This is a genomic window from Flavobacterium sp. CAN_S2 (assembly GCF_015752255.1).
In the GTDB taxonomy this organism is placed as follows: Bacteria; Bacteroidota; Bacteroidia; order Flavobacteriales; family Flavobacteriaceae; genus Flavobacterium.
In genome coordinates this window covers 370,643-392,818 of sequence record NZ_JADOVA010000003.1, presented here as the reverse complement: position 1 = coordinate 392,818, position 22,176 = coordinate 370,643, and the positions used below count along the sequence as shown (strand labels likewise).

Genomic DNA, 22,176 nt, shown 5'->3' with positions numbered 1-22,176 from the left:
TTCAATCTGAAAGCTGAAATCTGAAATTAAAAAAAATGACAGAAGGGAATTTTGTAGATTATGTTAAAATATATGTTTCATCCGGTAAAGGTGGAAAAGGATCTACGCACTTACACAGAGAAAAATTTATTGAAAAAGGTGGGCCTGACGGTGGTGATGGTGGTCGTGGAGGACATGTATATTTAGTGGGGAATAAAGGTCTTTGGACATTATTTCACTTGAAATTCGCCAGACATATCAAAGCCGGAAATGGCGGTGATGGTAGTGGTGACAGAAGTACAGGAGCTGATGGTGATGATAAATTCATCGAAGTGCCATTAGGAACCGTTGTAAAAGATAAAGAAACCGGAGAAATATTATTTGAAATTACCGATGATGGTGAGAAACAAATTCTTTCTCGCGGTGGAAAAGGTGGTTTAGGAAACTGGCATTTTAGAAGTTCTACGAATCAAACGCCAAGATATTCTCAACCAGGATTGCCAGGAGTCGAAATGGATGTAATTCTAGAATTGAAAGTACTGGCTGATGTAGGTTTGGTAGGTTTTCCTAATGCAGGAAAATCAACGCTATTATCAGTATTAACGTCTGCAAAACCAAAAATTGCGGATTATCCGTTTACAACTTTAAAACCAAATCTTGGAATTGTAGCCTACAGAGATTTTCAATCTTTTGTAATTGCTGATATTCCAGGAATTATTGAAGGTGCGGCCGAAGGAAAGGGTCTTGGACATTATTTCTTGCGTCACATTGAACGTAATTCTACTTTGCTATTTTTAGTTCCAGTGGATACTCCAGATATCAAAGCAGAATATGATATTTTGGTAAACGAATTGACAAAATACAATCCTGAAATGTTGGATAAAGAACGTTTGTTGGTGATTTCTAAATGCGATATGCTGGATGATGAGTTAAAAGCAGAATTGAAAACCGAACTAGATGTAGCTTTCAAGGATGTTCCTTATATGTTTATTTCTTCTGTTGCTCAACAAGGTTTAACAGAGTTGAAAGATAAATTATGGAAAATGTTGAATGACTAATTATTGATTTTAAATACATATTGAAAACCGTCTCGTATACAATGCGAGACGGTTTTTTTATTGCTATTTCTCACTAGTCTTTATTCTGATTCCTTTGGTGTGACTGCTAAATTCAGGCGCATACATACTTTGAATAGTTGTAATTCCATTTGAGAAATCACCACTGTTATTTACCCGAGTATCATATTCCAAAACATAAGTTCCTTTGTTTATTTGGTCAAAAAAGAAATGAGTTGCGGCATCTTTTGTGCTTTTATAAAAACCCAATCCACCTTTGTATTGGTAAGCTGAAAGTACATCTACGGGTTCAAAACAAGAAGCACGCATATCTTTTAAATGCACAAATTCCATATCTTCTTTGGCAGAAATTACTAATCTAACGGTAACTAAATCTCCAATTTTTAAGGGATTATTTGAATTGATTTGTTCCAATATTTCTCCTTTGTCGGTATTTTTCTTTACATACAATTCTTTAGAAACTGATAATGCAGTGCCAGAAGTGGTTTTTATTTTATCTAATTCTTCAAAGTATTGCCAATAAACACCTCCAAAACCTGGAACTTTCGATTTGTTTTCGACAGAAATAGTTGTCATATCTTTTTTGATTTCTTCTGCATTCCAGTTGAGTTTTACATAACCTGTTTCTGCTTCTTTTTCGTTTTCAGCTAATTTTTTGCTTAGAATCTTTTCCGTTCCGATTTTGAAAATTGTGTTGTCTTTGACGCTCAACAGATCGGTTCCTTGCATCAATAAAGCATAAATTGCTTCGGTGGTGGATTTTGTGGTGGGCCAGTTTTTGGTTTGCTTGTTTTTTAATAACCAAACTTTCATGGCGTCCACTGATTTGGTGTCATTACTAATTTCGGCAAAGGCCTCAATTAAGAGTGCTTGGGTTTCTATCGGGGCTTGATACCAATTCCATCCTGATTTGTTTGCAATCCAATACATTCCCCAATCGTCGTTGTTAGAAGCGGTTTCTTTTAAACTTTCTAGAATTTTTTTGGCAGTTTCTTTTTCGCCAAAGCGATTTAAAGTCAAAGCAGCCAATCCTTTTTCGTATAATGAATAGTTCAACCATTCTTTTTTGGCAGTTTCGAGATATAATTTGGTCGCTTTTTTCAAAGTATCCGAAAGTGGATAATTTTCAATGTAGAAACTTCGGGTGTATAAATAATGTAAATCGGAATGCGGATTGAACCAAATCAATTTTTCATTTGTTTTTAATTTTTCCGTTCTGGTTTTATGGTATTGCAAAAACTTTTGGTCCAAAAATGGAATTCCGGTTACGGCAATTTGCTTGATTTTAGTAGTGAGATTTTCATTATTACTTAGTTTCGAAAGATGCCCTAAACCTGCCAAAATATGTCTGGTTATGTATTCGTTTTCGGTACTTCCTTCAAACCATGTGAAACCTCCAGACAAATTTTGTTTTTGTTTCAGCTTATTAAAAGTTGTTTCTTGTGCATTTTTCATTTTTTCTAAATCGAAAAGTAAAGCAAGATTTTTCTTTTTCTCATCTTCGCTTTGGGAATCATTCAACCATGGCGTTTCAGCAAGAATCATTGCTTTCAATTCTTCATTTTCTTCCAGTTTCGAATTCAATTTTCCGTTCTTTCTCCAAGTTTCGAACAGATTATCGATTTTTGGATTACTTGAAGTAATTTCAGAAGCCAGAGCATTCGCATAAAATCGGGCGAAGGTTTGCTCCGCGCTTTCGTGTTCGTATTCCATCAAATACGGTAATGACTGAATGGCAATCCAAGCTGGATTTGATGTGTATTCTAAGGTAAATTGATGGTTTCGTAAAGTGGTCGAACTATTGTTTTTTAGGTTTTCGAAGGTATATTCTTTCTTGGAATTCTCTCGAACCCAAATTGGAATACTTTCGGTAACCAGCATGTTATTGGTCAAAACGGGAAGTATGTTTTCTTCGCCATCTGAAAAGTTTCCTGCTTTCGCCAAAACTTTATACTGAACCCCTTGAAGACCTTCTGGAATATAGATTTTCCAATTCACGGTTGTATTTCCAAAAGGAGCAATTTTGAAGTTTTTTACTGTATTTGCATTTTCCATTTTAGCATCAATTGACTGCATCGTGGTCGCATCAAAGAGCTGCAAAACAGCAATTCCAGTTTTGGCTTCATTGGTAATGTTTGCAACCTTTGCCGTGATGACTATCGAATCTTTTTCTCGGAAAAAACGAGGAAAATTTGGCGTAAGCATTAACTCTTTTTGAGTAATGACACTTTTTTCTAAATAACCAGAAACAGCTTCTTTGTTGTGTGCCAACAATCTTAGTTTCCAAGCGGTCAAAGCTTCAGGCGAAGTGAAATTGAAACTTACTTTTCCTTTCGCATCTGTTTTTAGATTCGGATAAAAGAAAGCAGTTTCCGAGAGGTTTTTTCTGGCTTTCACTTGAGTTAAGGCTTCTAAAGCTTTTTTGGTAGTGATGATAATGACTCCGTTAGCTCCTTTGGGACCGTATAATGCAGTGGCTTTTTCGCTTTTTAGAACATCAACAGTAATGATGTCGGAGGGTGAAATTAATCTGAATTGTTCTTCAGTTATTGGTTCGCCATCAACGACATACAAGGCATTTTTGTAGTTGCCTGAAATACTTGAGTTTCCTCTAATTGTTATTCCATTAGCTTTTCCTTCTAATTTTATTTCATTTCCTGCGAAGTTGTAAATTTGATTGTCTGCTTCTTCTACAACTTCTGCTGCAGCCGCAGTTAAAGATTTCTTTCTTACACTACCATAGCCCATAACAACTATTTCTTGTAAACTATTACTGGATTCCTCTAAGTTAACATCAATTATGTTTGAGTCAATTGTGATTTTTTGAGATTCGAACCCAATATAGGAGAACGTCAGTTCTTCGCCAGTTGCAGCTTCTATTTGGTAAAATCCATCAAAATCAGTTGATGTGCCTCGTTGAATTCCATTGACCACTATACTCACACCCGCTAGTGGTCCTTGACCGTCGGAAACAATTCCTGAAATCATTTTTGCATTTAGTGGTTTTTTACTTTTATTGTTTAGCTGTTTTTGATATTCTTTTAGTTGCTGTGTTGTGAAAGAATCGTTGATGTTGAATCCAAACCACATTAATTTGGTAGTTTCGTAATTCAGGTCTAAGCGATTTAAAATAGGATTCAGATTCCGAATGTAACTCGATGTTTTATCAAATCCTAAACTCGTTTTAAAGTTAGCAGAGTTGTAGTTATAGTCATTGAATTTCAAACCATTCCAATCTCTTTTAGTAAACTGATCTAAAGAGCTGTCATACATTGAGGCCAAAACTTCAGCTTCTTTTGTAGTATTAAATGTTTTTAATTGAAACGACCAATTTTCATTGCTTCCGGGTTGTATTTTGTTTCTAAAACTTTCAACTGTGAATTCTAATTTGGATGCTTCTTCCTTGAGGATTACTTCTATTTGGTCTGTAAAAGTTTGATTTTCAAATATACTTTCAAAACCGATTTTGATACTTTTTTCAAATTCCTTTTTTAGTGGAATTTTGATTATAGTTTCATTGTTTTGCAAGTGGAAAGTATTTTCAAAATAAAGGGAACTTTGGTAATTTCCGGTGATATTGATGTGCAGTTCTGGAATAACCGACGTTAATTTTACTAAAACAAAACCATCTTTTTTAGCATCAGTGTTAATTTGTTCAGCGACAAATAATTTACTTGAATCAATTTTGTCTTTGCTTTGTACCAATTGGAAATTAGAAATGGTTTCTATTGGATTTTCAAAAGCATCTTTAGCAGAAAAAACTACTTTGTAATTTCCAGATTTATAATTCGAAATAAAATCTAGTGCTAATTTCTTGTCTTTTTCAGTGTCAATTTTTTTAGAAAAAACAAGAATTTCTGTGGGTTTTACAGCGTTTGGTTGATTATTGTATTCGTACGGAAAGTAGCGCTCAAAATCTTCTTTTGAGATAGTTTCAATTTCTGGTTGCGGAAAAACTCTGGATTTGAATTTATTTGAAAAAGGACTCACATAATAGAGTTTGATTTCGCCTTTAACTGCTAAAAATTCTCCGTTGAGATTGGTGCTATTAAATTGTATTTCGTTTTTATTTTTGGTTTCAATTCGGTTTGGGATAGTTGCAGTAAGCATCAACGAATGGTAGCCAATCCTAACATTTGTTTGGGTTTGGTGGGTTTCGCCATTACTATCCGTAACGGATGCAGAGATATAGTACTCAAAAATGGGTAACTTTTCTTTGGAGGTATTTTCAAATGGTTTGGCAATGAAATTTATTTCGAATTTCCCCGTTCCATCTGTTTTAGTTTCGCCAACTAGAATACTTTCTGATTTGCCGTTTTGGTTGTGATAGTAACCGTTGTTTAAGGTGTACGGAATAAGTGTGACATTGTAAGTTACTTTTGCATCGCTAATGTTGCTTCCTGCAAAAGCTTTGGCAAGTCCATTTACGCTTACTTTTTGATTAACTTGATACGCATTTTTAAAAGACTCGAAAGTCACTTCAAATTTAGGACGTTTGTATTCTTCAACTCTGAAATATATTTCAGAATTATCGTAATTTACATTATCCCAAAAAGGGTGTTCGTCTTTTATTATATCGTAAATAGGATCTGTTTCATAATCATCGGGTTCGTCGGCTGTCATTCTGAAACTTCCCGTCAGTCCACTTTTTGGCAGCATGAATTCTCCGGAGAAAGAGCCGTATTCATTGGTAATCGTATTAAATTCTTTGAAAACAGAACCGTTTGTATCTTTAATTGTAATTTTGAAAGTAGTTTTTGCAACAATAGTCGTTTTGTCTAGTTCTTTTCGAACAGCAATTCCTTTATAATAAACCGTTTGTCCCGGACGGTAAATGGCGCGATCCAAATAAAATTCGACTTTGCTATTTGCTTTCTCGTTTTCTTGAGTTGCATAATCATTATAATAATTCGAGTAGCGATTATTCAGTAACAGAGAATCGTTTTCAGTTGTAAATTCAATAAGGCTATAATTACGGTTGTTGTTTTCTTTGAGATAGGTTGCTACGCCATTTTTGTCGGTTATAATAGTTTGATTTAATAGTTTAATAGAAACATCTCCTATGGGTTTTCCACTTTTTCTGTCCAGCACCTGATAATTTTCTTTCTTATCGTTTTCCGAAGTTAGAACTGCAATATTTGAAACTGTAATGGTTTCGTAAGCAAATGCTTTTGTATTCTTGATGTCTGAATCACTTTCAAAATAAACCAAATAACTTCCTATTTTTAAAGGCGGTAAAAGTACTTCAGTGCTGTATTCGAAATAATTATTCTTTTTTTCAAGTTCATAGTTTTTAGATGCAATTGGTTTTTTGTCTTTAATTATTGCAGCTACTAAACTGTCTTTGTTGTAAGGGGAGTTTCGGAAGTCTTTAGTCGTGTTTTGGTCGATTTTAAAGAAAGAAACCGACAGACGATTTAGATTTTTATACAGAACAAATGCTCTGGTGTTTTCATCTGCATAACTGAATTTTTGAAGTTGAATATTTAGTGATTTAGAACTAATATTTTGTTTCTTTTGTATGGCTAGTTTGTGCGCATTAGAACGATTATTGCTGCTGATAATGCTGTCTAAAGTTGCAACGGCTTTAATGTTATAATCCGGATGTGTTTCTTTTGAAGCGAGATTGTTGAGAATAACGGCTTTTTCTAACTGAATTTTCTGAGTCAGAATTAGGTCTTTAGATTCTTTTTGCAATGTATTCAAGGACTTCATAAATACTTCGTCAGAATCTAATAAAACGCGAGTACAAAATTGAATTCTGTCGAATTGGTTTTCTAAATCAGGAACGTTTCTCTCTTGTTTTTGATACAATTCAAGCACTTTTTTTAGTTTTTCATTTTTGACAAAATCAAAATTTAGTTGTAAAAAAGATGCTGAATTTCCTAAAAGTTCTTTTTCAAACGATACGAATTCCTTTTTTTGAACCTCCCAATGCGGAATCTGCGGAGTAAGTAAAGCAATGTTTTCTTTTAACAAATAGTTAAACAGATTCTCTTTTTTCGTTTTATCTTCATCATTGTAATCAAAAATAAGAAGGTAATTACTCAAGGAAGTCTGTTTTAATATCGCCTCTTCATGAAGTGTTTTTTCTAAAGCACTATCGATCTGTTCCGAAATGTCTTTTGAAGTCCAAGTTAAAAATTGATCATCAAAACTTAAAGTACTAGTTCTGCTGAACAGTAAATAGTAGTTTTTCTTTTGATAATCGATCAAACACTTCGCATAAACTAAATTCAAAATCGCTTTCGATGGAACTGAAGCTTTGTTGATTTCAGTTTTTAAATTGTTTATGATTTTGGTTTGTGCATCTTCATCCAACACTTGCAAATATTTGGATTCATAGAAAAAACATTTGATGATTTGCACTTCGTTTTTATCTCGAGAAGCTTTCTGATGAATTTTTAAAACTATTTCATTGGCTGATTTTATTTTTCCTTCGTTTTCATATTCAATTACTTTAAGCCAGTTTTTGTCATAATTTTGTCCAAAAATTGAAGTAGATAATAAAATGAGGATTAAGAAAATATTTTTCATTAGTTGATTTTAAAATAAGGTGTAATTATTCTTGAATTAAGCGAAATTAATATTAGAAAATATTTCTTACTAAATTACTAATATTTACTTAAAATCAAATCTAATTTATCATATTTCCCTATTTTTGAAGAATGAAACATATTATTTATTTATTTGTATTTCTACCGGTTATGATGTGGGGTCAGTCTGATTTTGAAAAAGCAGAAAAACTGTTTAAGGCGGATAAAATGGATCAAGCCGAATTGATCTTTGAATCTGTTTTAAGGTCCAATCCATCGGATTTAAAAACGATTGAGTATCTTGGAGATATTGCCGGTCATGATAAATCTTGGGATAAAGCAATTGGGTATTATAAAAAACTAAAACTGCTAAAACCTTCCGTGGCTAATTATCACTATAAATATGGTGGTGCGTTAGGAATGAAAGCCAAAGAATCGAATAAATTCAAGGCGCTTGGAATGATTGATGAAGTGAAAGCTTCCTTTGAAAAAGCCATCAGTCTTAATCCAAAACATATTGAGTCGCGTTGGGCATTGATAGAATTATACATTCAGTTGCCTGGAATTGTTGGTGGAAGCGAATCTAAAGCTATAAAGTATTCCAACGAATTATTGCGACTATCTCCCGTTGATGGTTATTTGTCAAGAGGACATATTGACGAATATTTTAAAAGATATGCAGCAGCAGAACAACAATATAAAAAAGCCATTCTTGTAGGAGGTTCCAAAACAAGTTATCAAAAGTTAGCCAGCTTGTACAAGAACAAAATGCGGGATCCTGAAAAGGCAAAAACAATATTAGAAACTTATAATAAAAAAAATCAGGATTGATTATAATCTCACCTGAATCCAAAATCAATAAACCAAAATTAGAATGCGTACACATTTTATAGCTATCGGCGGAAGCGCTATGCACAATCTGGCTTTAGCACTACACAATAAAGGGTATCAAGTTACGGGAAGTGACGATGCGATTTTTGAACCATCAAAATCAAGGTTAGATAAAAAGGGGATTTTGCCTCCAGAATTAGGTTGGTTTCCTGAAAAAATAACTCATGACATCGAAGCTGTAATTCTTGGTATGCATGCCAAAGCAGATAATCCGGAATTACTAAAAGCGCAGGAATTAGGACTGAAAATATATTCGTATCCAGAATTTCTGTACGAACAATCTAAGAATAAAACACGTGTTGTTATAGGCGGTTCTCATGGAAAAACAACGATAACTTCAATGATTTTACATGCTATGCATTACCATGACATTGCTGTAGATTACATGGTTGGCGCACAACTGGAAGGTTTTGATACGATGGTGCATCTTACGGAGGAGAATGATTTTATTGTTTTGGAAGGAGATGAATATTTGTCTTCGCCAATTGACCGCAGACCTAAATTTCATTTATACCAACCAAATATTGCCTTAATTTCAGGAATTGCTTGGGATCATATTAATGTTTTTCCAACGTATGAGAATTACGTAGAACAGTTCGAAATTTTTATTAGCAAAATTACAAATGGTGGAATTCTCGTTTACAATGAAGATGATGCTGAAGTAAAACGTGTTTCAGAAGCCGCAACAAACCCAATTCGAAAATTAGCGTATCATACCCCAAAATATTCTGTAAGTGATGGCGTGACACTGCTCGAAACTCCAGAGGGCGACATGCCAATTGAAGTTTTTGGAGCGCATAATCTTAATAATTTGGCTGGAGCCAAATGGATTTGCCAAAACATGGGAGTTGATGAAGCTGATTTTTATGAAGCCATTGCCAGTTTTAAAGGTGCCTCCAAACGATTGGAAAAAATAGCTGAAAGCAAAACAAAAGTTGCCTATAAAGATTTTGCACATTCACCAAGCAAAGTGGCTGCAACTACTAAAGCAGTTAAAGAACAATATCCAAATCGAACTTTAGTTGCTTGTTTAGAATTGCATACCTACAGTAGCTTGAATGCTGAGTTTTTAAAAGAATACGAAGGCGCACTGGAATATGCTGATAAAGCGGTTGTTTTTTATTCGCCTGATGCGGTAAAAATCAAACAGCTGGAGGAAGTGACTTACGACCAAATAGCAAATGCTTTTAATAGAAAAGATTTAATTATTTATACGAATCCAAAAGATTTTAAGGACTATTTGTTCAACTTGAATCTTGAAAACTCTGCTTTGCTGCTGATGAGTTCCGGTAATTATGGCGGATTAAACTTTGATGAAGTAAAGGAATTGGTAAAGTAAAATTGGTATGAAAGACAAAGTAAGGATTGTTAAAACTACCAGTGAAAACCCAGATTTTGTAAATTTAATCAAAGCATTAGATGAAAGTTTATGGGAGCGTTATCCGGAATTAAAATCTGATTATTGGGGGAATAATATTTTGGAATTAAATCCAAATGTCGTTATTCTTTATTTAGAAGAAAAAGCTGTTGCTTGTGGTTGTTTCAAAAAATACAACAAAAATACAATTGAAATAAAACGTATGTTTGTTTCACCTGAAGTTCGAGGAATGGGTTTAGCGCAAACAATTTTACTTGAATTAGAAGGTTGGGCAGGTAAATTAGGATATTCGTTTTCTGTTTTGGAAACTTTGTACAAACAAAAAGAATCGATTGCTTTATATCAGAAAACAGGATATGACATAGTTGATAATTACGAGCCTTATGTAGGTTTAGAAAATAGTATTTGCATGCGAAAACCAATTTAAACAACAAAATGAATGGCTGAAAATTCCTTTTTCCCTATAACGAATTGGTCGGAAGACGATAAGCCACGCGAAAAACTAATGCTCAAAGGCAAAAGTGTTTTGAGTGATGCGGAATTAATTGCCATTTTGATTGGTTCAGGAAGTAGGAGTGAATCAGCTGTGGATTTAAGCAAACGGATTTTGGCTAGTGTTGATAATAATTTGAATGCATTGGGGAAATTATCGTTGTCTCAACTAATGCAATTCAAAGGAATAGGAGAGGCGAAAGCAATTTCGATTATTGCCGCTTTAGAATTGGGAAGACGCCGAAGAGGAGAAGATGCAGTGGAGTTGAAGAAAATAACTTCGAGTAAAATCATTTTCGAAATCATGCAGCCAATTATTGGGGAATTACCACACGAGGAATTTTGGATTATTTACATGAATAATTCGAATAAAGTGATTGCTAAATCGCAGTTGAGTAAGGGCGGAATCACCGGAACATTGGTGGATGTGCGAATTGTTTTTAAAACGGCACTTGAAATGGGAGCTACGGCTTTGATATTGTGTCACAATCATCCTTCGGGAACTTTGATTCCTAGCGATGCGGATAAACAAATTACAAGGAAATTAAAATTAGCAGGCGACAGTTTAGAAATAAAAGTATTGGATCATCTCATTGTGACTGAAAGCAGTTATTTCAGCTTTGCGGATGAAGGAATATTTTAAAAATATAAAATGAAACAAACACATATAAAGGACGTTTTTTTTGATTTAGATCATACACTTTGGGATTTTGACAAAAATTCAGAGCTTACTTTTGAAACTATTTTCAATAAAAATCATCCTACAGTTGAAACAAAAAAATTTATTGAAAAATATGTGCCAATAAATCAAGAATGTTGGAAATTATATCAATATGATAAAATTACTCATGAAGAATTGCGTTACAATAGACTCAGGTATTCTTTTGATGCAATAAATTACTCAGTTTCTGATGAGGAAATTGATTCAATTGCGAATGATTATATCAAGTTTTTGCCAGAGAACAATCATCTTTTTGATGGAACATTGGAACTTTTGGATTATCTCAAACCTAAATATAATTTGCATATTATAACCAATGGTTTTGCAGATGTACAATTTAAAAAATTAAATAATTCAAAAATTGGTTCTTATTTTCAAACTATTACTAATTCAGAAATGGCTGGAGTAAAAAAACCAAACCCTATTATTTTTGATTACGCTTTAGATTTGGCCAAAGCCAAAAAGGGAAATAGTATCATGATTGGCGACAGTTTAGATGCTGATGTACAAGGAGCTCTTGATGCTGGATTAGACTCAATTTATTTCAATGAAAGTAAAATCCTTGTCGAAGATCATATTAAACAAATTAATCACTTATTAGAACTTAAAAAATATTTATAAAAATGAAAAAATCATTCCTGTTTTTGCTAATCTTATTCGTTAGCTATTCTTACGCTCAATCCGTAAACGATTATAAGGCCGTTATAGTTCCATTAAAATATGATTTCCTTAATGGTGAGAATCAATATCGTTTGAGCACATTGACTAAATTTAATTTAAATAAAGCTGGTTTTGTTGCTTTTTATAATAAAGAAACTTTTCCCATTGAGTACAGTAATCGCTGTGATTTGTTGTACATAGATGTGGTTAAAGAAAGCGGTTTCTTGACCACAAAACTCTCTATTACGATGAAAGATTGTAATGAAAAAATTATATTTCAATCCATTGTTGGGAAAAGTAAAGAAAAAGACTATCAAGTTGCCTATAATGAGGCGCTTAATGAAGCGTTTCAGTCCGTTTATGATTTGCAATACAAATATAGCGGAGCCGTTGTAAAAACGGAACCTATTGTTGTGCAAACGCAATCAGCTCCTGTAGTGTCGGAAAAAGCTATTGTTGCCGAATCGAAGGTAAATGTTGAAAGTAAAGATGCTAATTTGCTTTATGCGCAAGCTACTCCTACTGGATTTCAGTTGATAGATAGTACGCCAAAAGTAGTTATGAAGTTATTCAAGACTTCTCAGGCGAATTCTTTTATAGCTATAAAAGATACTGTTCAGGGTTCATTAATTTTAAAAGACAATCAATGGTATTTTGAATACTATCAAAACGATAAATTAATTTCTGAAAAAGTAGCTGTTAAGTTTTAAGTTTTACAAATGATTTTTTATTACAAAGTAAAAGAAAAAAGTCTTGAGTAATCAAGGCTTTTTTTTTATGAAATTAATAGCCGTATTTGTCTTTCCATCGGTTTTTAAGAAATTCTCGGATACTGTTTTCTCTAGAATTATTTCCGGGAACATATATTGGAGTTTTGCTTAAGGCTTCAGGTAAAAATTCCTGTTCAGCAAAATTATTGGTGTAATCATGCGCATATTTGTATTCTTCACCATAACCCAATTCTTTCATCAATTTTGTAGGAGCATTGCGCAGGTGAATAGGTACTGGTAAATCTCCCGTTTGTTTTACGAGTTGTTGTGCAGTTCCAATTGCTAGGTACGAAGCGTTACTTTTAGGAGAGGTTGCGAGGTACACGGCACATTGACTCAAAATAATTCTACTCTCAGGATAACCAATTGTTGCTACAGCTTGAAAAGTATTATTAGCCATAATGAAAGCAGTTGGATTCGCATTTCCTATATCCTCACTGCTTAGAATGAGCATTCTTCGAGCAATAAATTTTACGTCTTCACCGCCTTCAATCATTCGGGCAAGCCAATATACAGCACCATTAGGATCACTTCCACGAATTGATTTTATAAAAGCAGAAACAATGTCATAATGTTGTTCGCCGGTTTTGTCATACAAAACAGTATTTTGTTGTACTAAGGAGAAAACCAGATCATTTGTGATAAAAATTTCATCTTCATTAGAAGCATTTACCACAAGTTCAAAAATATTTAATAGTTTGCGTCCATCTCCACCGGAAAGTCTTAACAAGGCCTCGGTTTCACTTAAAACAATATTTTTTGTAGACAAATAAGTGTCTGTTTTCATCGCGCGTTCTAGTAGAGACTCTAAATCTTTTTTTGTAAAAGCATTTAAAACATATACTTGACAACGGGATAGTAGAGCAGGAATTACTTCAAAACTAGGGTTTTCTGTGGTGGCTCCTATCAGTGTAATCCATCCTTTTTCGACTGCAGCTAACAGGGAATCTTGTTGTGATTTACTGAAACGATGAATCTCGTCAATGAACAAAATAGGATTTCTGGCGGTAAACAAACCGCTACTTTGTTTCGCTTTTTCAATAACGTCTCGGATATCTTTAACACCAGAGTTAATAGCGCTCAAAATATAAAATGGTCGTTTCGATTCTTGTGCGATAATTTGCGCCAATGTGGTTTTTCCTGTTCCTGGTGGTCCCCAAAAAATTAAGGAAGGAATAATTCCTTTTGCAATTTGTTGTGTCAAAGATCCATTAGGTCCAACCAAATGGGCCTGACTAATATAATCTTCTAGTTTTTGAGGCCGTATACGTTCTGCAAGTGGTGCTTCCATTATGTAAAATTACTATTTTTTTTAATCTGAGCTCATTTGCGATTGTCAAATTTATTTTTTTGGAGCTATTTCCAGCTGTACACTGTATCCACGCTAAAAATAGCGTGGGATGCCGTTTCCATCTGGGCTAAGGAATTGTACTAAAAATGTATTTGAAGTTTAAATATGACAAAATAGCATTAAATTGCTTTTGGATAAGTTTTTGAATTATAGCTAGATAATAAAACTTTAAATAATTAATGGAAAAGCATTTTAAATTTACCAATTCTGTTATTGGATTACCTCTTTTTTTTGTGGTATTCCTTTGGTTTGTTTTTTGGCTCGAAATTCGATTTGATTTTGACTTTGTTCAAAACGGTATTTATCCAAGGTCATTTTCAGGATTACAAGGCGTTATTTTTAGTCCGTTCATTCATGCAGATATGAAACATTTGTACAATAATTCATTTCCTTTGATAATGCTTTTGGCTGCTTTGCAATTTTTTTATGCCAAACAATCGTTTCAAATTATAGGTTATGGAATCATCGTGTCTGGTTGTATCACCTGGATTATTGGAAGGGAAAATTACCATATTGGAGCAAGTGGATTAATATATGTACTTTTTAGTTTTATTTTTTTTAAAGGTATTCAAACTAAGTATAGTCGGTTAGTAGCATTGTCACTGGCAGTAATTGTCGTTTACGGAGGTTTAGTTTGGTATGTATTTCCAACACCTGATGTTGTAGGGGAGAACTCGATTTCATGGGAAGGACATTTGGGAGGGATGCTTACTGGATTCTTTTTTTCTTTATATTATAAAACTCCAGAGTATAAAAAAGTGATAAAATATGATTGGGAGCGTCCAGATTTTGATCCTTCAGAAGATAAATTTATGCAACGTTTTGATGCTAATGGTAATTTTGTCAACCTTCCAGAAATTGAAGAACTAGAAGAGCAGCAGGAATTATTATCATATTATACTTCTTGTTATCCTGTTATTTATGAGCTTTGTGCAAATAAAAAAAATGAATCAAAACCTGAGTCTTGATTCATTTTTCATTAAAGAGTTTAGATTTTTTAATATTCTAAAAATCTAAGAGCGCTGTCTCACAGCTTCATATAAAAATGCACCACAAGCTACAGAAACGTTTAATGAACCAATGGTTCCAAACATCGGAAGTTTTGCCTTCTCGTCAACAATTTTTAGAACTGATGGGTTAACACCGCGATCTTCTGAACCCATAATGATTGCTACAGGTTCGTTCAATGAAATGTCATAAATATTTTGATCCGTTTTCTCAGTAGCCGCAACGGTCTTTATACCACTTGCCTGTAACAAAAAGATAGCGTCCTTTATGTGTTCTACTTTACAAATTGGAATATTGAAAACTGCTCCAGCCGAAGTTTTTACAGTGTCTCCATTAACAGGAGCTGATCCAGCTTTTTGAACAATGATACCATTTACACCTGTACACTCCGCAGTTCTGATGATAGCACCAAAATTACGCGCATCAGATATTTGATCTAATATTAAAAACAATGGTTTTTTGCCATTTTCAATTACCGATTCTATCAAAGATTCTAAGTCAAAAAAGGAAATAGGAGAGATAGTAGCTACTGCACCTTGATGATTATTTGGTGTGAGTCTGTTTAGTTTTTCAACAGGAACATAGGAAAAGTTGATATTTCCGCGCTTCATTACTTTCATCAAGTCTTTCATCAGTTCACTGCTAGCTTCCTTCTGAATATAGACTTTGTCTACAGTTGCGCCCGCTTGTATAGCTTCAATGATCGCTCTAATCCCAAATATTTGATGTTCTTTTTCCATGGTGCAAAGCTAAGTAAAATGTATGTAAAAAAAAAACCATCAGCTTAAGCTGATGGTTTTAATATAGATTTAGAGATAATTAAAATTTATCCCAGAAAAGTTTTGTAGTTTGTTTGTCTCCACCAATTGAAGTAGAGCCCGCATTGTAGTTAACAGTGTTTAAGTTTTGTTCAGCTAACGGATATGTCAACCTCGTTGGCACATCTGCACCAGAAACAGCTGGTTTAATAAAACCTGGAAAGTCATATTGTCTCCATGCTGTCCAAGCTTCATAACCTCTATTGTACATAGCTAACCATAATTGTTTACCAATTTTAACCTTCCATGTACCTGGTGCAGTTGCGTAGTTCACATTAGGATTTGCCAAATAACTAGTTACACCAGTAGCACCCCAATAGTCAAATGAAGCTGTAATACCTTGGTTGTAAAAAGTTACAGCTTGAGCAGGAGTACCAGAAATAGAACGCTCAGCAGCATCAGCTAAATAAAAAGATACTTCAGAATAATCAATTAAGCTAGCTGGATTTGTTGGGTCAATAATTCTATCACTCACGTGTGTGTATCTTGTGAATGAATTGTTATCGCCGTAAGGTCCACCTAAAAATACACCAGTTCCTAAGTTTTCATCGAAGTAACTTGTTCTTCTTGGATCGTTAAGTGAATTCATTGCATCAACGATGGTGTTAGCAATAACAAAATCAGATCTACCAGACTGAACTAAATCAACCCAAACTGGGTTTGTATTTGGTGAAGTTGCAGCGTAATTTATAGCTGCATTATCAGCATTTGAATTTATTACACCTCCAGCAATAGCACTTCTGATTGCAGTTTGGGAAATAGTATTCATGCTTGCTACATCAGCAACACGGATACCCATTCTTAATAATAATGAATTTCCAAATTTTTTCCATTTCGTTGAGTTTCCAGAATATATTGGATCAACAGTTCCGAAACCATCATCAGTTAAGGCAGGGATTGCTAAAGTTAAACGTTGTATTAGATCAGTGTAGATTGTTTCAGCTTTATCATATGTTGGTAAAGCAAACTGTCCTGGATCTAATGCTTGTGTGTAAGGAATATCTCCAAAATTTTCTACTAGATTTGCCCAAGCATATACAGTTAATATTTCAATTTGAGCATTTCTTGTTTTTTTCTGAGCAGATGATAATTTATCATCAGCATTTACAATATCTTTTGCTGCTTTTAGATCTAATAATACATCTCGGTATAACTCATTCCAATGGGAAGCTGTTATGCTACGAGTATTAAAATCGTAATTTGCTTCATCGACATAAGTTGTTTCTGTCCAGTGTTGTCCTAATAATCTAAAGATATTAGAGTTAACATTTGTACTTGTCATTTGGTCGAACAAACTTTTTGTAGCGGAGTTAAATAGGAAATCTGCTTTAACTTGCGTCGGGTTTTTCGTATCTCTATTGTAGTTTTCGTATTGCTCATCAGATTGACACGATACAAAAGCAAAAACAGTTAGAGCTGTTAATATTAATTTTTTCATATTGTTTTTTTTTAAAACTGTAATTTAAGACTTCCACCAATTTCTCTTATTGAAGGATAAGCACCTGATTGGTATCCCTGTACGTTACCAGAGCTCAAACCAGCTTCTGGATCTGCATAAGGAGTGTTTTTATGGATAATCCATAAGTTTCTTCCAATTACTGATAATGATATGTTAGTGAACGGAAGGTTTCTTAAATATTTATTATCTAAATTATATGTTAAGCTCGCTTCACGTAATTTGATATAACTAGCATCGTAAACATGAAGTTTGTTAGGTGCACGAACATATCCTAATGCATTAGCATAGTTACTCATGTCAGTTCTTACTGTATTTTTAGTCCCGTCAGGAGCAACACCATCTAAAATGATACCACCACTTGTTGCACCGTAATTTCCAGCTGTTCCAACAATAGCATTACGAACAGGATTTCCTAAATCGTTGTTTCCTGCTGAGAAATCATACATACCTGTTGCATAACCATACCATGTATCAAGTGAGAAAACATCCCCTCCTTTTTGCATGTCTAGTAAAAAGCTTAGATTGAAACTTTTGTAGGTAAAAGTATTGTTTAGACCTGCTTTCCAATCTGGATTAATATCTCCAATTACAATGTTGTTAGCAGTTGTTCTGTTGTATCTTCCGTTTGCTTGATTAACAATCGGTTGGCCATTGTCTGCATAAATAAAATCACTACCTCTAATAGTTCCGTAAGGCTGCCCTGGAGTAGCATTTATTGAAATTCCGCCTTGCAAAGACGCTAATTGTAAATTGTCAATACCGTTCAATAAATCAACGACTAAACTTTCATTTTTAGTCCAGTTTAAATTCATATCCCATTTAAAAGCATCTAGTTTTACAGGAGTTGCATTTAATTGCACTTCAAAACCTTTGTTTTGAACAGTACCTGCGTTTAAGAATGCTGCAGAATAACCAGTAGAGTTAGATAAAGGGATACTTGTAATTTGATCTACAGTTAAAGTTTTGTAGTAAGAAACATCAAATCCTAAACGTTTTTTGAAAAATTGCATTTCAACACCAAATTCGGTACTTTTAGATCTTTCAGGTTTTAAGTTTTCGTTTGGCTTAATGCTTGGGTTAGTTGCTGATCCGTTTCCGTTAAAAGGAGTTCCAACACCATAAGTGTTAAAAACGTTGTATGGATCAGTATCACTTCCTACCTCTGCATAGTTAGCTCTAACTTTACCAAATGATAGCCAATCAGCTTTAATTAGTTCAGAGAATACTAAACTTCCTGTTACTGAGTAGTATCCGTAACGGTTGTCTTTTTTTGGTAATGTTGAAGAACGGTCAGTTCTGAAAGAACCTTCTAAGTATGCAAAATTATCATATCCTAAACTTGCTCTGATGTATTCACCGTCAACCATTTTAACTGCATCATATTCAACTGGAGCTTCGATTGGATTTACACTGTTTGATAGTGCATACAATCTTGGTAAGTTTAATCCTCCATTAGTTTGAGCAAAAATACTATTCGCTGTGTTTCTTCTTAAATTCCATCCAAGATTTCCCTCTAAATTTAATTTTTCAGTAAGATTTTTGTTGAAGTTTAACATTAAATCGTAGTTATACTCTGATCTGTTGTTGTTAGTTCTGCCGTATCGCGATACATCAGAGCTTCCAACTGCAACTCTTTCTTCTTGTATTGCTGAATAAGTATCAAATGAAAATCTTCCCATTATACTTAACCAGCTGTTCAGTTTATTGTCTAGAGTAACATTACCAAAATATCTAGATCTTGTATCGTTTTGATAGTTTTCATAGAAAGTCCAATATGGGTTGTCAGAATAAATTGGTCTTAAGTTATTTATGCTGTTTGGATTCCATGAGATATTTTCTCTGGTTAAGAAATAAGCCGCTTCTTGTTCTTTATAATCAACGTTCATTTGATTCCATTGTCTGAACTGTTGCATTACGTTTTGAGCGCTATATCCTGTACCGTTTCTACCTTTACCATCTGTTTTTACATAGTTGAAAGTTGTAGAAACTTTTAAATTATCTGATAATTCTTGTGATCCAGAAAAATTGATACTATTTCTTTTGATGTTACCGTTTGGTAAATTACCTTCTTGCAATAAATTAGTGAATCCTAAACGGAATGCACTTTTGTCAGTCCCTCCATCTAATGAAATAGAGTTCACACTAGTTACTGAAGTCTGCCATACATAATTAGGATTGTTTTTTCCAGCGACCCAAGGAGTTGCTTTACCATATGTGTCCGGTAATTGAGGGTAAATAGAATTCCATTGATAAACTAATTTTGTTGGGTCAAATGCAGCACCATAAGACGCATCTTCAGTAAATGGAGTTGTCAAATCGTCAATACCATCACCATTTACATCTGCAACAAAGAAATAACCTGTTTCGTCATCATAGTAAGGACCATAACCTGCTCCGTATTTGTTTTGGTATCTTGGAAGTGTTGTTTTATCAGCAGTTCCTAGAGTTAAACTAGAATTTATTGTAACACCAATACCCTTTTGTGCTTTCCCCTTTTTCGTTGTTATCATTATTACACCATTCGATGCACGAGAACCGTAAAGTGCTGTAGCTGCTGCTCCTTTTAGAACGTTGATGGATTCGATATCATCAGGATTGATATCTGATGCTGCATTTCCGTAATCATATCCACCTCTTCCGGCTCTTTGGTCTCCTGAGTTTGAGTTGTTGTTATCTATGGGTACACCATCAACAACAAATAATGCTTGATTGCTTTGTCCAATAGATTTGTTACCACGTATAACTACGTTAGTAGATCCACCCAAGTTTCCTGATGTTTTGATATCCAAACCAGCAACTTTCCCTGAAAGTGAATTAACAAAGTTCGAACTCTTTACATCCGAAACTGCGCTCCCTTTTACTTCTTGAGTTGCGTAGCCTAAAGCTTTTTTCTCTCTTTTGATACCTAAGGCAGTAACTACTACTCCTTCAAGTTCCATTGCATCATCTGCTAATTTAATATTTACAGTTGAAGATCCGGCTGACATTTCTTGAGTTTTCATCCCAATGTAGCTAAATACCAAGACCTGGCTTGGTGTTGCTCTGATAGAAAATTTTCCATCAAAATCAGTTTGCGTTCCAGTTTGCGTTCCTTTCACTAATACACTCACACCTGGTAAAGGCATTCCTGCATTATCAGAAACAACACCTGAAACAGCTCTTTCTTGCGCAAAGGTAATTTGCGCGACAAGTACTAGTAGTAGTACTAAGAATCCATTAAACTTTAGTTTCATTTTTAAATATTTTGAATTAGTCTCGCAAACTTCTTAATAATTTGTTAACTTTCCTAATATATAAAAGCCTATTTCTTTTTTAAATTAAAATTTAACATTAAAGCTAATGTGAATAATTGAGTTAGAAATTTTGAATTGTTGGGTTTTAGTACTGCCATTTGCGACTGCTAATTTTAGTAATCCATTTTTTGTTCGAAGACCTATTCCAAGGCCTGCGCCAATCAAGTTTTGGATTTTATTACTTATTTCTAAACCAGTTTTATCTTTATAAAGGCAATAATCAAGAATGCTATGAATGTAAAGATTTGAGGAAAGAATATACCGATATTCTGTAAGAATAGATGTTGTAAAATATGCCTGTAAGCTATTTTCAGTAAATCCTCTCACGCTTTTGAATCCTCCAAAACGAAACAATTCGTTAATAATATAATTGTTGCTTCTCAGGTAGTAATTTTGGCTATTTAAATTTATTGAATTTTTTTTATTTAAATATATATTATGCATAGCTTGAATGTTTGCGAAAAATTGTTTATTTTCTGAATTTTCAAATATTACGTTGCTATCTCTTTTTCCAATTCCTAGGGATGTGAAAAATTTTGATTTTATTGGGAAAGTAATGTTGTCGCTATCTAATTTTGTATATTCAAAACTGGATGTTATGTAAGAATTGTTGAAATCACTAATTGAGGAGTTGTTTGAGTTTTGTATGTCGCTTGATTCTGTAGATTGATATCCTAAATAGAACCTTGTGTTATAAGTTGCAAAGTAGCTCAAGTCAATGGCGGTTTTAGTGTTTTGAAAAGTTGTGTCTTGTCTGAATAATTGAATTTGTGCCTTCAATCCTATTGGGGTTTTTAATAAATAGGGAATTTCAATCTGAGCATTAAAAGTTTTCTGGTCGTTGCCGTCGCTTTTCCAAAATACTGAAAGTTGTTCGCCTGCAGCTAGAATATTTTCTAGCTGCACGTCTAAATATCCATTTAGAGATAGTTTACTGTTGTTATCGTTTGAAAAACCTAAGAAACCATCAAATGTGTTTGAATTCTTTTTTTTGAGATATACGAACACTTTTGTTGTGTCGTTTGTGAATAGAATTTCAGGGTATTTTATTTGGTTTACAAAGCCATATTTATTAAAGTCGCTATAAATTTCTTCTACTGTTTTTTGGTTAAAAATGCTATTTTGGTATTTCTTATTAATTTGTGTCAAATGTCCCTTGGGGAATTTATTGGATTGCGTATTATCTGAATATTGGATTGTAATTGAATTGAGTTTTCTTTTTTTGTTAGATTCTAATTTTAAGTCAGCATACAGAATGTTTTTGTCCCTTTTGATGTTTATTAGTTTAAGCGTTGCTAAAGCGTACCCTTTTTGTTCTAATTTTTGTATGGTTTCTTTTAGGAATGAATCTGTATCCGAATAGGGTAATTCAATACTGTTGTTCTTTTTAATTAAGGTAATTGTATTTTTTAATATTTCGTCGCTACCTATATATATATGTATAATTTTTATTTTTTTGCCTAATTTTAATTTTGAGACATAACTCGAGTCATTTACTTTGCGAAAGTCAGAAAGGTTATTGTCAATGTATCCTATTTTTGAAAGTTTACTGGATATATCACTTATTTCGTCCTGAACCGATTTTGTGTTTTTGTGTTTTCTAAGGTAAGATATAGAGTCGATTGTTCTTGTTTCGGATTTTGAGTCTCCAATTATTTGTAAGTGTAAATTTTGAGCAGAAGAATTCCATCCAAAAATCAAAAATAAAAGAAAAAGAAAAGCTGTTTTCAAAGGAATATTTATT

The 22,176-nt window shown here is 33.6% G+C and carries 14 protein-coding genes; 8 read left to right on the top strand and 6 right to left on the bottom strand.

Going from position 1 to position 22,176, the window contains the following annotated elements; genetic code table 11:
• The first annotated feature begins 35 nt into the window (after positions 1–35).
• A complete protein-coding gene (gene obgE, locus IWX80_RS11580) occupies positions 36–1,037 on the top strand; it encodes a GTPase ObgE (protein WP_091173634.1) in 1,002 nt (333 codons plus the stop codon).
• Positions 1,038–1,100: 63 nt separating this feature from the next.
• Here the strand turns inward: obgE and IWX80_RS11575 are convergent, their stop codons facing one another.
• Complete coding sequence (locus tag IWX80_RS11575; RefSeq protein WP_196853561.1) at positions 1,101–7,592, bottom strand: MG2 domain-containing protein; 6,492 nt, start codon at positions 7,590–7,592, stop codon at positions 1,101–1,103.
• 131 nt (positions 7,593–7,723) lie between these two features.
• Between IWX80_RS11575 and IWX80_RS11570 the strand changes: the two genes are divergently transcribed.
• From IWX80_RS11570 to IWX80_RS11545, 6 genes are read left to right on the top strand one after another with little or no spacing between them, the layout of a single operon-like run.
• Complete coding sequence (locus IWX80_RS11570; RefSeq protein ID WP_196853560.1) at positions 7,724–8,422, top strand: tetratricopeptide repeat protein; 699 nt, start codon at positions 7,724–7,726, stop codon at positions 8,420–8,422.
• 43 nt (positions 8,423–8,465) lie between these two features.
• Positions 8,466–9,821, top strand: a complete 1,356-nt coding sequence (locus IWX80_RS11565; protein ID WP_196853559.1) for a UDP-N-acetylmuramate--L-alanine ligase — start codon at positions 8,466–8,468, stop codon at positions 9,819–9,821.
• 7 nt (positions 9,822–9,828) lie between these two features.
• Complete coding sequence (locus tag IWX80_RS11560) at positions 9,829–10,287, top strand: GNAT family N-acetyltransferase (protein ID WP_196853558.1); 459 nt, start codon at positions 9,829–9,831, stop codon at positions 10,285–10,287.
• 12 nt (positions 10,288–10,299) lie between these two features.
• A complete protein-coding gene (radC, locus tag IWX80_RS11555; protein ID WP_196853557.1) occupies positions 10,300–10,995 on the top strand; it encodes a RadC family protein in 696 nt (231 codons plus the stop codon).
• A gap of 9 nt (positions 10,996–11,004) precedes the next feature.
• Positions 11,005–11,694 carry a YjjG family noncanonical pyrimidine nucleotidase gene (locus IWX80_RS11550; protein ID WP_196853556.1) on the top strand — a complete coding sequence of 230 codons (690 nt, stop codon included), beginning with the start codon at positions 11,005–11,007 and terminating at the stop codon, positions 11,692–11,694.
• 2 nt (positions 11,695–11,696) lie between these two features.
• The gene (locus IWX80_RS11545) at positions 11,697–12,443 is read left to right on the top strand and encodes a hypothetical protein (protein ID WP_196853555.1); all 747 of its coding nucleotides are present in this window, start codon (positions 11,697–11,699) and stop codon (positions 12,441–12,443) included.
• A gap of 73 nt (positions 12,444–12,516) precedes the next feature.
• Here IWX80_RS11545 and IWX80_RS11540 read toward each other — a convergent pair whose 3' ends face one another.
• On the bottom strand, positions 12,517–13,794 hold the full coding sequence (locus IWX80_RS11540) for a replication-associated recombination protein A (protein WP_196853554.1): 1,278 nt from the start codon (positions 13,792–13,794) through the stop codon (positions 12,517–12,519).
• Positions 13,795–14,033: 239 nt separating this feature from the next.
• Between IWX80_RS11540 and IWX80_RS11535 the strand changes: the two genes are divergently transcribed.
• Complete coding sequence (locus IWX80_RS11535; protein ID WP_196853553.1) at positions 14,034–14,822, top strand: rhomboid family intramembrane serine protease; 789 nt, start codon at positions 14,034–14,036, stop codon at positions 14,820–14,822.
• 45 nt (positions 14,823–14,867) lie between these two features.
• Here IWX80_RS11535 and rlmB read toward each other — a convergent pair whose 3' ends face one another.
• The 4 genes from rlmB to IWX80_RS11515 all read right to left on the bottom strand — a co-directional run bounded on the left by rlmB (position 14,868) and on the right by IWX80_RS11515 (position 22,163).
• On the bottom strand, positions 14,868–15,602 hold the full coding sequence (gene rlmB / locus IWX80_RS11530; RefSeq protein ID WP_035668140.1) for a 23S rRNA (guanosine(2251)-2'-O)-methyltransferase RlmB: 735 nt from the start codon (positions 15,600–15,602) through the stop codon (positions 14,868–14,870).
• Positions 15,603–15,681: 79 nt separating this feature from the next.
• Entirely contained in the window at positions 15,682–17,118 is a 1,437-nt protein-coding gene (locus IWX80_RS11525) for a SusD/RagB family nutrient-binding outer membrane lipoprotein (protein WP_196853552.1), read from the bottom strand.
• Positions 17,119–17,129: 11 nt separating this feature from the next.
• Positions 17,130–20,372 (bottom strand): SusC/RagA family TonB-linked outer membrane protein, encoded by a 3,243-nt coding sequence (locus IWX80_RS11520; RefSeq protein WP_196853551.1) that lies wholly within the window; start codon positions 20,370–20,372, stop codon positions 17,130–17,132.
• 84 nt (positions 20,373–20,456) lie between these two features.
• Entirely contained in the window at positions 20,457–22,163 is a 1,707-nt protein-coding gene (locus tag IWX80_RS11515; protein WP_334682342.1) for a hypothetical protein, read from the bottom strand.
• Positions 22,164–22,176: the final 13 nt, after the last annotated feature.